Annotated in this window: 12 protein-coding genes; all 12 read left to right on the top strand. The window is 52.0% G+C overall.

From position 1 onward, the window contains the following. Positions 1 to 63: 63 nt before the first annotated feature. The 12 genes from DD597_RS24190 to DD597_RS24140 all read left to right on the top strand — a co-directional run bounded on the left by DD597_RS24190 (position 64) and on the right by DD597_RS24140 (position 14,913). On the top strand, positions 64 to 789 hold the full coding sequence (locus tag DD597_RS24190; protein ID WP_063864836.1) for a hypothetical protein: 726 nt from the start codon (positions 64 to 66) through the stop codon (positions 787 to 789). Positions 790 to 875: 86 nt separating this feature from the next. Then, the gene (locus DD597_RS24185) at positions 876 to 3,929 is read left to right on the top strand and encodes a hypothetical protein (protein ID WP_022649998.1); all 3,054 of its coding nucleotides are present in this window, start codon (positions 876 to 878) and stop codon (positions 3,927 to 3,929) included. After that, positions 3,929 to 4,498: a hypothetical protein gene (locus DD597_RS24940; RefSeq protein ID WP_022649999.1), complete on the top strand. Its 570-nt coding sequence runs from the start codon at positions 3,929 to 3,931 to the stop codon at positions 4,496 to 4,498. Before DD597_RS24185 ends, DD597_RS24940 begins: the two co-directional genes overlap by 1 nt. Positions 4,499 to 4,510: 12 nt before the next feature. Continuing rightward, positions 4,511 to 5,713: a conjugal transfer protein TraW gene (gene traW, locus DD597_RS24180; RefSeq protein WP_022650000.1), complete on the top strand. Its 1,203-nt coding sequence runs from the start codon at positions 4,511 to 4,513 to the stop codon at positions 5,711 to 5,713. Then, positions 5,710 to 6,252 carry a conjugal transfer protein TraX gene (gene traX / locus DD597_RS24175; protein WP_022650001.1) on the top strand — a complete coding sequence of 181 codons (543 nt, stop codon included), beginning with the start codon at positions 5,710 to 5,712 and terminating at the stop codon, positions 6,250 to 6,252. The genes traW and traX overlap by 4 nt, the downstream gene beginning before the upstream one ends. A 57-nt stretch (positions 6,253 to 6,309) precedes the next feature. After that, positions 6,310 to 8,469 (top strand): DotA/TraY family protein, encoded by a 2,160-nt coding sequence (locus tag DD597_RS24170; RefSeq protein ID WP_022650002.1) that lies wholly within the window; start codon positions 6,310 to 6,312, stop codon positions 8,467 to 8,469. 61 nt (positions 8,470 to 8,530) lie between these two features. Next, positions 8,531 to 9,163 carry a plasmid IncI1-type surface exclusion protein ExcA gene (gene excA / locus DD597_RS24165; protein ID WP_022650003.1) on the top strand — a complete coding sequence of 211 codons (633 nt, stop codon included), beginning with the start codon at positions 8,531 to 8,533 and terminating at the stop codon, positions 9,161 to 9,163. Positions 9,164 to 9,483: 320 nt separating this feature from the next. After that, positions 9,484 to 10,692: a hypothetical protein gene (locus DD597_RS24160; RefSeq protein WP_022650004.1), complete on the top strand. Its 1,209-nt coding sequence runs from the start codon at positions 9,484 to 9,486 to the stop codon at positions 10,690 to 10,692. Positions 10,693 to 10,744: 52 nt separating this feature from the next. Beyond that, complete coding sequence (locus DD597_RS24155; RefSeq protein WP_022650005.1) at positions 10,745 to 11,929, top strand: hypothetical protein; 1,185 nt, start codon at positions 10,745 to 10,747, stop codon at positions 11,927 to 11,929. A gap of 3 nt (positions 11,930 to 11,932) precedes the next feature. Further along, a complete protein-coding gene (gene trbC, locus DD597_RS24150; RefSeq protein WP_022650006.1) occupies positions 11,933 to 14,233 on the top strand; it encodes an F-type conjugative transfer protein TrbC in 2,301 nt (766 codons plus the stop codon). Positions 14,234 to 14,306: 73 nt separating this feature from the next. After that, positions 14,307 to 14,576, top strand: a complete 270-nt coding sequence (locus DD597_RS24145; RefSeq protein ID WP_022650007.1) for a hypothetical protein — start codon at positions 14,307 to 14,309, stop codon at positions 14,574 to 14,576. A gap of 133 nt (positions 14,577 to 14,709) precedes the next feature. Continuing rightward, positions 14,710 to 14,913, top strand: a complete 204-nt coding sequence (locus DD597_RS24140) for a hypothetical protein (protein WP_123839396.1) — start codon at positions 14,710 to 14,712, stop codon at positions 14,911 to 14,913. Positions 14,914 to 14,939 lie beyond the last annotated feature (26 nt).

Genomic DNA, 14,939 nt, shown 5'->3' with positions numbered 1-14,939 from the left:
GCCCCTTTACTTCCTCCCCCCGAGAGCGTTTCTGGAGGGCGGTGTTATTGCTGTAGTGCTGACATGAAACATCTGTTTGTGTTACCGGAATCCCTGCCATTATCCCGACTTGCGGAAGACGCGCAGGATGCCAGGACCCGACTTGTCAGAGCGAAAGACACGCTGGCTCAGCTGGAGTCACGTCCCACCCCGCAGGTACCGGTTGAATATGAGAAACACGCCCGGGCTCTGAAAGCTGCCCGGACCGGGATGCAGCACGCATCACTTGCCGCCCGCCGGATTGCTTTGCGACACATCCCCAAAACACTGCTGACCGACACCAGTCTGCTGTCTGACATCGAACATGCTGAATTAGAACGGCTCACGACACCGTTTCACCTCTGTTACCTCTGCCATGCCTGGCATGCCCTCAACGGATTTGCTGCTGCTCAGGGGGTCATGGTCTGGCTACCGGACCTGCACCCACGTAATGTTGTTGCCCTGAACCGAAAAGCCCTGCAGGCCGTCTTCAGCACCAGACCAGGCGAGGTTCGGGAAGGCCGTCGGGTACTGTCGGAACTGACCCGCCATCGTCTTCCTCTGGAAGAACGTTTCGGGGGATGGCGACCAGCTGACTATGCAGATGCGCTTAAACGTTTCCCGCCAGTCATGCGCGATGAAATGCGACAAAAAATGAACGGAGTGGCGTTGATCCTGACACCTGATTCAGTGACGGACAGTGACGTTCTGTCAGGAGCCTCGCAGACAACAATATTATCCTCACAGTCATCTGGTACCACTGTCACGTAAACCTAACGCAAGCCTTATCCCGCAGATGCGCCCACAGAAGCGCCTCGCCCATCAATACACGCCATTCCGGTGGAGTCTTCGCAGCTATGAATATCAACCGCCTTGTCTTCACTATTGAAGACGTTATGAATACCTGTTCCCGTTTCGCCGTCTCTGCTGACTTTGTCGACTACTGCGACATTCGTACGGTGATCGGACTGGACAAACAAGATCTGGAGCTCAGACCCTGGCTGGAAGCCCCTTATATAGGTGTCACCCATCATGGCTATTTCCTTTCTGTATTCGAAATATCCGGGGCATTGCGTGAAATGTCGGAAACAGCCTCAGACGATCATCCGGATGCGTTTGAAGGAATGATCGCGCACCTCGCGTCCACGCTCAGCACCACCTGGAAAAATATCGGCCATAAACTGGCCTTCATTTTCGAACGTGACCCGGAAAAAGGGCGTGACGAAGTCAGCGCCATGATCGCCCCGCAAATGCGTTCAATTCAGCACATCGGCGTCCAGCTGGATGACCTGCTTAATGAGAAGATCAATGTCATTTCTCCGTGGCTTGTTCGTGAGCGCTGCTGGCTTGCCGTCTGGAGCTCTCCGACACTGGTGAGTCATCAGGAACGAACCGATTTTAACGCCACCGTTCGGGCCATTCAGGATAAAGCACCTGTCGCGCGCTTTGGTCAGGAGCCCTGGCGCTGGCAAATGTCTGGTCTGAAGATCCGGCACGACAGCTTTATCACCACTCTTGAAAAAGCACTCGTACGCGGTGGAGACGGCTTGCTTGTCCGCCTGCTTGATGTGCCTGAGTTCTGTAATGAAATCAGACGTGAAACAGCACGCAACAGCACATCGGCCGCATGGCGCCCGGCATTACCGGGGAAGGCTGCGCCAGCGGGTGCGCTTCAGGAGGGCGACGCTACAGCACTGCTAGCTCCCTTCCTGAATCTTCAGGTATTTGGTTGTACGCCAGAAACAGAAGGTAATCTGGTGCATGCAGGGGGGCTGTGGCACGGCATGGTGGCCATAACACTTCCGCCTCAGCATCCCCGCCCCTTCAATGAGCTTGTGAAATTGGTTCCACGTTCCGTTCCCTGGCGCATACGAATCGACATCATGCCTGGCGGGATGAAAGCGCTGGGCTGGAAAAAGACTATTTCATCATTTGGACAATTTATTCCCTCTATTCGCCCACTTTACGACGCTTTCACACAGCTGGCTGCAACGGATGAACGCGATCCGGTCTGCGTGATGACCATTGTGGCGTCCACCTGGGGGCATACCCGGGAAATATGCTCCCGTAATCAGATGCTGCTTGAATCAGCGTTGCAGGGTTGGGGAGTCTGTAACACGACCACCACATTCGGTGATCCTCGCAGGGGATGGGTCAACAGTATGCTGGCCGCGTCAGCGGGCTCCGGCCCTGTTCCGCTTTACCCGCCACTCTCCCATGCGCTATCGATGTTGCCCTTCAACCGACCAGGTACCGTCTGGCGAGGGGAAGGCAACCTGATGCTGCACACGGAAGACGGATGCGCCTGGGAAGTCGGGCTGGGGTCTTCTCGACAGAACAAGCATACCGAACTTGCCCCTGGCGATTCGGGTCTGGGTAAATCGGTACTGATTAATACCCTGACGGAAATACAGGTATCTTCCGCCCAGGTTTCGCTTCCTTATGTGGCTCACATTGATAAAGGATTCAGCGCGATGGGGTTAATCCAGCTGATACGTGACAGTCTGCCAGAAGAGAGAAAGGACGAAGCAGTCGGCATCATACTCAGCAACGACCCGTCTAAGTCACGCAATGTCTTCGACATCCTGTACGGCGCTCGTAAGCCAGTGACACCAGAGAAGCAATTTATCGCGTCCATGTTGACGGCCTTCTGTATCGAACCGGATAAAGGGACCCCGCCTAACCCTACAGATACCCGGCAAATAGTGAATCGCCTGATTGATCTGGCGTATGACATGCGTAGTGGTATTGAGCCAAACATGTTCCGTTCAAACGTAGAGCCAGAAGTGGATGCGGCACTGGAGTCATCCGGTTTGTGGGGTGAGCACGATCCGGAGTGGTGGACCGCGACACCATGGTACGAAGTACGTGACCTCCTGCATGAACGTGGACAGTTATCTGCAGCTCAGCGGGCACACTACCAGGCGGTACCAGAACTTGCTGATATGCCCGCGCTACTACGCAGTGAGGTTATTCAGGAGACTTTTGGCCGAATACAGCGTAACGGCTCACAGGAGCCCCTGGTGGAGTACATTGAGCGCTGCATGATTCAGGCCCGACAGGACTACCCGATGATGGCCAGTCGGACTCGTTTTGCGCTGAACCCGAACACACGCATTATTGCCGTAGACTTAAACAACGTAGCCGGCGATAAGACCCCGGCAGGCAGACTGAAAACCGGCATCATGTTCCTCTTTGCTGGCCACATCACTGCGGGTGATTTTTTGCTGCCGCAGTATCAGGATGAGGTAATGCAAATACTGCCGGAAGCCTACCTCCCGGGCATTATGCGACGCATCAACCAGCTCGATAGTGAAATGAAAACCAAAATCTATGACGAACTGCACAACGTCAAAGGCATTGATTTCATCTTCGAAGCACTGGATACGCAGGATCGTGAACAACGTAAGTTTGGTATCCGCACGGTGCTGAGTACCCAGTTCCTTACCGACTATCCGAAAAGCCTGCTCGACTCTGCCAACACCCTCTGGCTGCTGCGCTTCCGCCAGGAAGATATTCCACTTTTACGGGACAGTTTTAAGATCCCCGAACACAATCTTCATGCATTCCTGCGTATGCCAGCTGGTCCGGCTGCAGACGGTAGTGGCGTACCGATGCTATGTATGATGCGCACAACCCAGGGGACGCTGGCACGGATTGTCCGGTTTACGCTCGGACCGCTGGAGCTGTGGTCGCTTAACTCAGACAAAAAAGACGGCGCGCTACGCAGAAATCTCTCGGATACGATCGGTACTGCCCGTGCCCGTCAGTTACTGGCGGAGAAGTTCCCTCGCGGATCCGCAAAAAAACTCATTGAGTACAGGGAGCGTAACAGTGGCGCCCGTGGTGATAAGGGCGTCATCGAATTGATGGCAGACGAAATGATAAATGAGCTGGGGTATGACCTTTGATGTGTTCCATCCACCTGACGCCACGCTGTCGCCGCCCGGTAAAGGGCCAGGTCAGTCTTTCCCGCCTGGTGATCGATGCCGACGGCGTGGAGTTCGTCCTGCCGTCCCGGCACTTCCGTACAGACAGTGCAGTGAACTCCCGGGCGGTATACGCGACCGATCGCCGGGCAACGCAAGAGGCCTGTGGCGTGCTTCTTTCACTCAAAGCGCGACCACGCCAGCTGGTCACAACAGCCATCTGGCAGGTCAATGAGCCAGGCGAACCGGTGCGGGAATCGCGTCATGTGGTCCAGTGGTTGCTACCTGAAAATACAGGGGCGGTGTTAACTGATGATACCTGGTTATGGCCGGAGGGGGCAGATACCCCACAACTCAGCTCGGGAGACTGGCCGGTACTGGATATCACCCCTCCAGCTCATGCAAGAATCACGCGTCGTGGGCTGACAATCATAGACACCCGCAGCCGGGAAGGACGTATCAGCAGACGCTTTCAGACCTTCCCTCTGGTCGCCCTCGCCCCCGGCACACAGTCAACCCGCCTTCCCGGCGTGTTTACCCCGCTCAAATAAACGGAGAATCTCATGCTACAACGTCATCTCCCCGCGCTGGCGCTGGCCATCGCGTCCAGCCTTCCCACTGTTGCCAGTGCTTTAACGGTCAACGTGAACTCCAGCGTTCCGATCACGACTCAGGTTCTGCCTGAGATGGCCACCATCCAGGCAACTCTGGTCGAAATACTACAGATGCAACAGGCAACCGGCACAGCCATCACACAGAACGCCGACAAGCTCGGCGCCCTGATTAATCAGGATGGGCAGGCTACTCGTCAGCAAATGATTTTCAATAATGAAACCCAACGTCTGGAGGAGGCACGGCAGAGTTTTTCGGTACCGGATTCGATCTGTAGTGATTCCGCATCCGGTGTGGCAGCACAAAGTAAAAGTGCATCAGGCAGCGCCGCGTCAAAACTCTCATCAGGCAAAGGTGTTTCCAGTTCAGCGGTGCGGAAGAGGATTTCTACAGCATCGGAAGAACAGGCCCGCGACGCTTATGACGGTGCGAACGTACATGCCGCGTACTGTACGGCAGCAGAATATGAACGCTTTGGCGGAACCGGTATCTGCCCTGCCGTCAGTAATTTGCCCGGAGGTGACAGTCAGGTACGCTCCATCTATGGCGGCGCGGGACCTGAAGGGCAGGCACCGGCACTTTCCTGGTCACAGGAACAGATTGATGCCGCTATGGCCTACATGAAAAACACGGCTCGACCTTCAGCAGGCCGCACGCCAGGCAAAGGTGAAGTCAACACTGTTACCGGTCGTACGTATGTAGGGTTGCTCAACGAGTACAACGGTATCATCGATGCCGCGTCTGAACCTCAGCTCTCGCTGATTGCCGACAGTAAGACCAGTGAAACCACCCGTGATGCCCTGAAAGAAGCACTGCAGTCACCTTCCGCAGCGCAGTATTTTGACAATGTGGCTTCGCCGGAGGCGAAGGCGAAGGGCTACATGAGCCAGCGAGAATTTGAATCGTTTGAGGCCGGACGTCGATATGCCAACACAGCCTATCTCTCCGACCTGCAGCAAATGGACGGAGATAACCTTATGCGCGAACTCATCCGAACTACGGCACAGATGAACTGGCAACTTAACGACATTAAAGAGTTGCTGCGCAAAGGGAACGTGATCGACGGCCAGCTACTCGCCGCCTTTGCCCGCCAGTCCTACGCCCCACGTCTGAAACAACTCGAATCAGCCATGAACCAGGGAGCTGCCAAATGACACTGGAAAAAACAGTCGCACGGAAAAAAGGACTACCTGGACGTATTACCCGGGGACTGCTGAGCATATTTCTGCCATTGCAGGAAACGAAGTGGTATTTGCGGGCTGCCCGGCACATGACATCACGAAATATTGAGCGAATGCGTGATGCTTTTCCGGAGCTCATTACTGACGACAAACCGCCGGCTTCTCCTGACTGGGAAAAAGCCGTTGCGGAATCAGGTTGTACCCCCGCACAGTTGGATGAGGGGTATGTGAGCCAGCGCAGGCGCTGGCGAGTGCTGTTCTGGCTTATGGCCATACCGGTTCCGCTTGCAGCACTGACACCATTCATTATTGGTGGGAGTATCTCCGCGCACCAGATCAGCACCTGTGTGGTGCTGTTTTCCGGTGCTGGCGTGGCATGGTCAAAAGCGCTAATCGTAACCTACCGACTGTGGCAGTTACGCAACCGTCGCGTAAGTCTTGCTGAAAGAGGCACCTTTCAGCATTTCATGGCGGAAACCCATGCCGTACGAGATGCCATTCTCGGGAAATAGCTGCCCTTCTCTGCCTCCTGCCGACATCCCGGCATTCATGCATTATCCGGAGTTACCGTGAAAAATCTCATTCGTGCGCTTTGTGCAGGGCTGCTTATCTCTGTTACCCCGGCACGCGCAGGTGTCACTTACGATGACATAGTCTCTGCTGCAACCAATGCACAGGACCTCTCCCGACAGGCACTGGTCACTATCTTCGGCGATGTGGTGCTGGACCCTCTCGCCGCCGGCAATACCACGATGATCGGGAATCTGTTTGCTCTGTTTAACGGAATTATCGCCGTCCTTGCCGTCGTCTGGTTTGTATTTATTGGTCTGAAGCACATTAATAAAACGGGGCATCAGGGCAAGGTATTCAGCGGGGATCGCGATATCACCAGCACACTGAGCACAGTGTCAGGATTTTTGATGATTATCCCGACCGCCAATGGCTGGAGCATGTCCCAGCTCATAATTCTCTGGGGCGCGTCGATTATGGGCGTAGGTTCTGCCAACCTGATGGTGTCCAAAGCAGCCAGTGATATTGCCAGCGGCTACTCCCTGACTGTCCAGCCCACACAGGCTTCGACCCGAACTTCTGCACGCGGTATTTTTGAGATGCAGCTTTGTAAATATGCCATCAATACTGCGCTGGACGATTACAACAGCACGGCAAATTCGACCACAGCCAGAATGGCAGGGGTATCCGGTTCTTCTGGAGGGAATTATACCTACCGGGTCACCAACGGCAGCGGTGTGTGCGGCACGGCGACGATACCGGAACAACAGAAATCGGACTCCTCGTCTGGTTCCGGAAGCTTCTTTAACCCCTTCAGTAACCGCGATACAAGTGAAGTGGTGGATGCGCAAAACAAAGCTATGGAAGCAATGATCCAGGATATGGACAGCGCGGCCAGCGAGTTTATGGCAGGGTTTATGAATAAACGAACAACCGGCAACGGCACACTCCCGGATATTGAAACCCGCATTCAGAGAGCAGCCAGTACGTACGAACAAACTGTTCAGCACGCACTACCGGCGCAGAGTGAACAAAATGGCATACAGGATGCTGTCAGGAATTACCTCGACACTTATGGTTGGGCGGCTCTCGGTGCCTGGTACCAGACTTTTGCAACGGCCAATCAACGCCTGACAGAAGTTGCCAGTCGCGCGCCGGCAACCAGTGGGATGTCATCCCTTGGGGAAATTGGCAGCGGAGACCTGTTCAGTGCGGTAATGAGCGCCTACCGTACCCAGTTACAAAACTCTAATTATGCACCTCCAGCAGGTACAGCAACATCACAAAACGAGTTAAGTGCTTCTGAAGGTAATGACCCAAATAGCATATTAATGAACTCGTTCGCTCCATTTTTCGTCAGTTTAACCAGCAACATCGCAACAAATTATAGTGGGACAGGAACCTCAACAGGGCAGGTAAACCCATTAGTTAAAATGAAAAATGTTGGAGATTACACGCTGGTTGCAGCGGAGGGAACTTTAACAGCATACACGGTCATACGGGCTGCTGTTGCGGGTGGAGAGTCATCCCTTCTCGGGAAGGTTGTCAATATGACAGGAGCAATTAGCGCTGTAGATAAAGGGCTTGATGCCATTTCGCCAGCAGTATATTTCTTGTTACTACTTATGTTTAGCGCTGGATTTACACTTTCAATCTATTTGCCATTTATTCCGTTTATCTTCTGGATGACTGGTATTGGTAACTGGATTGTCAGTGTTCTAGTAGGTTGCGCTGCGGGACCTCTATGGGGGGCAACTCACCTAGGTACGTCTCAGGATCGAGGCAGTCGTGCGGCTTATGGTTACATTTACTTTATAGATACCATGATTCGTCCCGCACTTATGGTTTTTGGATTTTTCTTTGCATCTGTTGCGATTGTTGCTACTGGCACTATCCTTCATGCACTTTTTGGTGTCGCACTGGTCAATGTTCAAGCCAACTCGTTAACAGGTTTATTCAGCATGGCTGGTTTTTTAATGATCTATGCTCGAATTTGCACGACACTGGTATCTAGCATATTTGCCTTACAGGCATATTTACCTGACTACGTCATTTCGTTCCTTGGCGGTAGAGATGCAGCAAATACTCTTGGAAGCATGGCTGGTTCTGTCAAAGATATGTTCGTAGCCGGTGGGAGGAATATACGGCATACCCCTGGCGTTAATACGAAGGGTATGAATGGTCCAGGGGAAACAAATAATGATGGAATAAAAAGTTGAGATGTGGACATCTATCCAGTAGTGCTATAACATTGAGTGAAATACCTAAGGAGGGTTTACTGTGAAAGATAGATTCCCTAAGTGGTGGGTTTTATACTCTGTTGCAAAGTCTTTATTTTTAAAGTTCGGTATAATCTCTTTCTTGCTGATTTTTTTTCTATGCTCCATTTCAATCATCATGGATGAGTACGTACGCCCGGAGGCATATCTATACGCCATAACAAGTTGCTTACTGTTATTCGGTCCATTTGCCATCAATTATGTTATAGCCAAGAAACGCAAAAAAAAGATCCTTGCTGTTGTTGAGAAAATCAAGGAGACGGGTCATTTCAAACCGGAAAGCGGTTCTGAGGGCTGGCTCTTCTGGAAAAGTACCTACCTGGGTTTCGACTTTCAGCAAGGAACCTTTTTGTACGTCCGAATCTACCCGGGCAATGTCATGGATGTCATTGGCTTCGATGCTTACAGCCTGACACGTACAGAGGTTGAAGATTCAAAGTTGCGTCTCTTCACAAGGTTCACATCATTGCCGATGATTCCTATCGATACCGGTGCTGCATCCAGTATTGCTAACCATCTGCATGCAATGAACAACAAAGGATACACCTATAACTTCAACTTTAACGATGTCGTGAATAAAAAACGTGCCGAGATCGAATCTCTGACAGGGCTACCTGTTCCCGTTCTTGCCTGAAACACATCCAATACCCTCCAATAAATAGCCGGTTTAATTGCCGGCTATTTTCATTGATTTCATTAACGCAGATCATCGCTCTGAAAATTCACTTTAAAACAGATGATGATAATAAAAACCACAACCCATCTTATTAATGACCCTCACTAAAACAAAGGAGATCCGTATCAGATCCTCAACAATCTAATATTTGACCAATCAATATAATTTCACCTGCCGTTATCACCAGTAAATACGCTTGCTAACTTTTCGTAAGCTCGGGCTCTGCTGCCCTCTTTTATTCAGTTAGTCTTCATCGTTTTTATTTAGGGAGCTTTTCCATGACATCCGCTCGCGCGGGAACGACTGATCCGCTTGAATTTCTTGGAGCCCTCGCCATCCTGGGCATTATGCTTCTGCTTGTTGCATGGCTGTTCTTGCCTGAGTTTGTGTACTGGTCATGTTTCATTTTGCATACCCTGTGGGGCATGGCTGATTTTGGCCCCTTCCACACCTGGGCCGCACCGCGTTATAACCTGCTGGCCGTCACCGCCAACAATGCCGAAAACATCACTTACGATCAGTGGATCAACGTGATGAAGCAAACGACGGTGATCCTGATGATATTCCTCATTCCCCTGTCTACCGCTTCGCTGTGGAGCTGGTTATGCCATCCTGCACGAAACTGGCAAACGCGACGGGTACTCAATATCAGCACGCTGCCCTTCGCTATGGAAACCATTTCTCCTGCAATTGCCCCCATTCTTAATGAGGGGAATTCCAGTCGCCTGTTGCTTGATAAACGTCGTCAAGAAAGACGTCCGGCACAAAGCCCTGAGGGTTTCGCTGAAGAGCATGAACTCATCAGTAATATGCAGCTCGATGTTGCCCGCTGCAGGGCTGTTTTTATGGCCCAACTGGGGCGTCCACTTAATGGATGGAAAAGTCTCGCCCCTCATGAAAAGGCATTATTCGCAATATTCGGCCTTCAGTTTTTCCTGGACGACCGACCGGCCGCACGTCAATTAATGGATGCCCTGAACCGCTCCTGTCGGATAAAAAGCCGCCGTGATAAGGGGAAATTCTCAGTTCCGGTCTATGCGCTGGCGAGAACCGCTTTTAAGCGCGTCATCCAGAGCGAAGGCGCGAAACAGTGGTTGCGTGAGCACCGTTACGTCAGAAGTGGTCTGGTCTGGCTGTACGCACATGATTTACGGCTGACACCACCTAACTGGCTATGGCTAAAGGGGGTAGACCGCCCACTCTTCTATGCCCTGCACCGGGCAAACACCACCAAAGGATTTATTGAAGGTGCAGGTATCGTCGCCGTCGCCCGCACCGAGAGTGAGGCTATCCGACTTGGCCTCCCCTGCCCGCAAGCCTGCGTCGATGAAGCCATTGAGGGATTGCGCATCGATATGCTGTCCCTGGGGCTAATCTGGAACGAACCTCAGCCAGACCGCGACCGCAAGCGTCGCATCCGGACCAACTGGTCACTCACGGAAGACGTCATCACTCGCCCGGGTGACGATGACGATCTCATCTTCTGAAATTTCGCTCATTTCTGACGCTAATTATCTTACTGTCTACTGGAGTCTCATTATGTCGCTGGAAAGCACCTACACCACCTTTCGTTGTAACGACACCATTGTGGTTTTACATCAACACGGACATGGTGTTCCTCAGGCTCTGTTCACCTTTCGTGAGCCTCAGCGTATGGCCATCCACGATAAAAAGCTCATCGCTTTTTATCCATATTCAGCAGAAGCCGTGACACTTCTTGATGACCCGATGCACGATGCAGCGGAAGTCTTCAACACCATAGCGCGACACCTCAAAACCCAGAGTAAGGCAATAATGAAACGCCGTATGAAGTCCCTTGCCCTGTTTGTGAGCGGCGCGCTGATAGCATCTTCGTTATGGCTCCTGGGTACGGACAACCATTTCTCACTCAATGTGGGAAACCAGACACTGACTATCCCGGCAGAACCAGGCGCAATCGCACCGGCCCGGCCGCGGCAGACTGCCGCTGTTCAGGAGCCAGCCAACCCGGCGGCAGGCAATACAGTCATTCAGGCTGCCCAGGCTGAATCCGACAACATGCAGAATATTATGAAGGAAAGTCATAAATCCTTACCGGCTTCGCCTTCTGAAGCCCTGAAAACAGCACCGGCAGCGGTAACGTCAACCACATCAGTAAAAAAAGAAGCGACGGAACAGTCAGCGCGACAGAAGATGGTGGAAATACTGAAGCGCAGTACCGATCGAGGTCTGTTCACCATCCAGCTCTCAACCGGGCATGAGCGTACGCTGTATGCATTCCTCGATCCAACCTGTGCGGTCTGCAGAAGTATGGAGCCGGCAATCGAACAGCTGGCGCAGCGTTACAACGTTGTTGTATTCCCTGTATCAGTCGTGAATGACGGCGGCGATGCTGTAGAGAAGATCATTCCGGTTTTATGCGAGAAGGACCAGACAGCTCGTGCTGTTGCATGGAGTGTTCTTTTCCGACCGGACGCAGGTATGCTGGTTCCGGGACAGACAACACCTCCACAGGTGAGCTCAGACTGTTCCGCGTCGGCTCAGGCCGTAGTAGCCGTAAACGATACTGGCTTCCGCACCTTTGGTTTTTCAGGTACGCCGACAGTGCTGACTGACACGGGCATTCGCCTGGCAACGGGCATGCTGACCGCGCCGGATAAAATTGATCACTTCCTGAAAATTACAGATCCAATGTCACCAGAACAGGTCGACCGCTTTGTGAGTTCCCTCAGTATCCAGGAGTAAACCATGAATTATACGCCCGTTAACCAGGCGCTCATGAAGCGCAATGCCTGGAACTCCCCTGTTCTTGAGCTTTTGCGCGACCACCTGCTGTATGCCGGAATTATGGCAGGAAGTGTGGTGGCGGGGTTTATCTGGCCACTCGCCATACCGCTTTTGCTTTTGCTGGCCATCGTGGCCAGCATCAGCTTTGGAACACACCGCTGGCGTATGCCCATGCGAATGCCTGTCCACCTGAATAAAGTAGACCCCTCTGAAGACCGGAAGGTACGACGCAGCCTGTTCAGAAGGTTTCCCTCACTGTTTCAGTATGAAACAACGCAGGAAAGTAAAGGTAAGGGAATATTCTATCTCGGCTACAGGCGAATGAATGATATCGGTCGCGAACTCTGGCTCACCATTGATGACCTGACCCGTCATGTGATGTTCTTTGCCTCGACCGGTGGAGGGAAAACCGAAACCATCTATGCGTGGATGCTCAATTCATTTTGCTGGGGTCGGGGCTTCACCTTTGTTGACGGTAAGGCGCAGAACGACACGGCGCGCACCTGCTACTACCTGGCCCGCCGCTTTGGGCGTGAGGATGATGTGGAATACATCAACTTCATGAATAGCGGCATGTCCCGCAGTGAGATGATCCACAACGGTGATAAAAGTCGGCCACAGTCTCACCAGTGGAACCCCTTCTGCTATAGCACTGAGGCCTTTGTTGCTGAGACGATGCAATCAATGCTGCCGACCAACGTACAGGGGGGAGAATGGCAGTCCAGAGCAATTGCAATGAACAAGGCGCTGGTTTTTGGCACAAAGTTCTATTGCGTCCGTGAAAACAAAACCATGTCGTTGCAGCTGCTGCGCGAGTTTATGCCACTGGAGAAACTGGCAGAGCTTTACTGCCGTGCCATAGACGATCAATGGCCAGAGGAAGCTGTCTCTCCGCTCTATAATTATCTGGTAGACGTACCGGGTTTCGATATGGCCACCGTTCGCCAGCCTTCAGCCTGGACAGAAGAGCCGCGCAAGCAGCACAGCTACCTGACTGGGCAGTTTCTGGAAACCTTCAACACATTTACGGAAACGTTCGGTAATATCTTCGCTGAGGATGCCGGTGACATTGATATTCGCGACAGCATTCACAGCGACCGGATACTCCTGGTCCTTATCCCGGCAATGAACACCTCTCAGCACACAACCTCTGCACTGGGGAGAATGTTTGTTACCCAGCAGAGCATGATACTGGCCCGGGACCTGGGACATCGTCTGGAAGGGCTAGATTCCGAAGCTCTCGAAATCACCAAATACAAAGGCCCCTTCCCCTACATGAACTATCTCGACGAGGTGGGAGCCTATTATACCGAGCGTATTGCCGTTCAGGCCACACAGGTACGTTCCCTGGACTTTTCTATCGTCATGATGAGCCAGGACCAGGAGCGCATTGAAAGCCAGACCTCAGCCACAAACGTTGCCACCCTGATGCAAAACGCCGGCACTAAGGTTGCGGGTAAAATCGTAAGTGATGATAAAACGGCAAAGACAATCACTAATGCCGCAGGACAGGAAGCCCGGGCGAACATGGTCAGCCTGCAACGGCGTGACGGTATCATTGGTACCTCCTGGATCGATGGCGACCACATCAATATTCAGATGGAGAACAAAATCAATGTGCAGGATCTGATTAAATTGCAGCCAGGTGAGAACTACACGGTGTTTCAGGGCGATCCGGTTCCGGGAGCATCCTTCTACATCGAGCCGCAGGACAAAACGTGCAATGCACCCGTCATTATCAACCGATACATCACGATTAACCCACCGAACCTTAAGCAACTACGTAAACTTGTTCCACGAACAGCGCAGCGACGTCTTCCTGCTCCGGAGAACGTCAGCAAAATCATTGGTGTTCTGACAGAAAAGCCCTCGCGTCGGCGTAAAGCGGCAAAAGCTGAACCCTGGAAGATAATCGATACCTTTCAGCAGCGTCTGGCCAATCGCCAGGAAGCGCATAATCTGATGACTGAATATGATACGGACCACCGTGGACGGGAAGAAAACCTCTGGGAAGAAGCGCTGGAGGTAATCAGAACAACCACTATGGCAGAACGTACAATACGGTACATCACGCTTAATAAGCCTGAATCGGAACCGACGCAAGTAAGCGCTGAAGAAATTCAGCTCGCACCAGATGCGATACTGAGAACGCTGACACTCCCGCAGCCGGCTTATATTCCTCCTTCCAGATATCGAAACGAGCCATTTATCTCCCCGAAACTGCCTGATTCACCACATCCGGATATGGAGTGGCCAGAGTGATAGTTCAAAAAAATTGTCTTGTTTCAGGAACAGCTGCCGATAAACAAAATGATATAGAAATGAAGGAAATGAAATGAAGAAACTACTATTTGCCGCCCTCTTTGGTTTTTCATGCGTTGCCGCTGCAGCGCCCCAGCCCGTTATCGACACCGATGCCGTGGCGCAGCTGACTGAAATCCGTAACATCCTCCTCACGAACCAGCAGAAGGTGTACGCCTGCTCCGATGGCGAGAAGCTTTATACTGTTGGGTTGCAGATAAAACACGATGGTTCTGAATACAAATGTGTTTTAAAGAAAGACCATGCTGAATGGGAATTAGTCCCACGCATCGCATTCAACTAAATAAGGCCGCGAAAGCGGCCTTTTTTTTGACCTGATTATGCTACCCTCCGGATTGGGCACAGATTCACACTATCCCGTTCTGCTGGCAGTACGAGAAATTGATAAGTATGATTGATAAAACAGGGGGCAGAGAATGAACATTCCTAAACAGACACTGGTTTTATCTATTGCAGGTTGCTCACTTCAGTTATTCTTTATTTTCGCTTCTTTCATAGGTGCTGATGATAGTTTTGCTGTCTTCTGGACATCATGCGGCTTTGCCTATGTATTGCTTGCGTTCCATGTAGTCACGGGCGTTGTCGCTTGTTATGACATAAAACATCCTCTAAAAGTTTAAAAGGCCGCATTTGCGGCCTTTTTTAT

Source organism: Enterobacter cloacae complex sp. 677-3DZ2D5B (genome assembly GCF_004136695.1).
In the GTDB taxonomy this organism is placed as follows: Bacteria; Pseudomonadota; Gammaproteobacteria; order Enterobacterales; family Enterobacteriaceae; genus Enterobacter; species Enterobacter hormaechei_C.
The sequence above is the reverse complement of the archived record's forward strand: the minus strand, read 5'-3'. Positions and strand labels throughout refer to the sequence as shown.

What these genes read in the sequence shown, in the direction of transcription:
- DD597_RS24190 (WP_063864836.1), top strand. Translation starts at nt 64, where the DNA reads ATGAAACATCTGTTTGTGTTACCGGAATCCCTGCCATTATCCCGACTT.
- DD597_RS24185 (WP_022649998.1), top strand. Translation starts at nt 876, where the DNA reads ATGAATATCAACCGCCTTGTCTTCACTATTGAAGACGTTATGAATACC.
- DD597_RS24940 (WP_022649999.1), top strand. Translation starts at nt 3,929, where the DNA reads ATGTGTTCCATCCACCTGACGCCACGCTGTCGCCGCCCGGTAAAGGGC.
- traW (WP_022650000.1), top strand. Translation starts at nt 4,511, where the DNA reads ATGCTACAACGTCATCTCCCCGCGCTGGCGCTGGCCATCGCGTCCAGC.
- traX (WP_022650001.1), top strand. Translation starts at nt 5,710, where the DNA reads ATGACACTGGAAAAAACAGTCGCACGGAAAAAAGGACTACCTGGACGT.
- DD597_RS24160 (WP_022650004.1), top strand. Translation starts at nt 9,484, where the DNA reads ATGACATCCGCTCGCGCGGGAACGACTGATCCGCTTGAATTTCTTGGA.
- DD597_RS24155 (WP_022650005.1), top strand. Translation starts at nt 10,745, where the DNA reads ATGTCGCTGGAAAGCACCTACACCACCTTTCGTTGTAACGACACCATT.
- trbC (WP_022650006.1), top strand. Translation starts at nt 11,933, where the DNA reads ATGAATTATACGCCCGTTAACCAGGCGCTCATGAAGCGCAATGCCTGG.
- DD597_RS24145 (WP_022650007.1), top strand. Translation starts at nt 14,307, where the DNA reads ATGAAGAAACTACTATTTGCCGCCCTCTTTGGTTTTTCATGCGTTGCC.
- DD597_RS24140 (WP_123839396.1), top strand. Translation starts at nt 14,710, where the DNA reads ATGAACATTCCTAAACAGACACTGGTTTTATCTATTGCAGGTTGCTCA.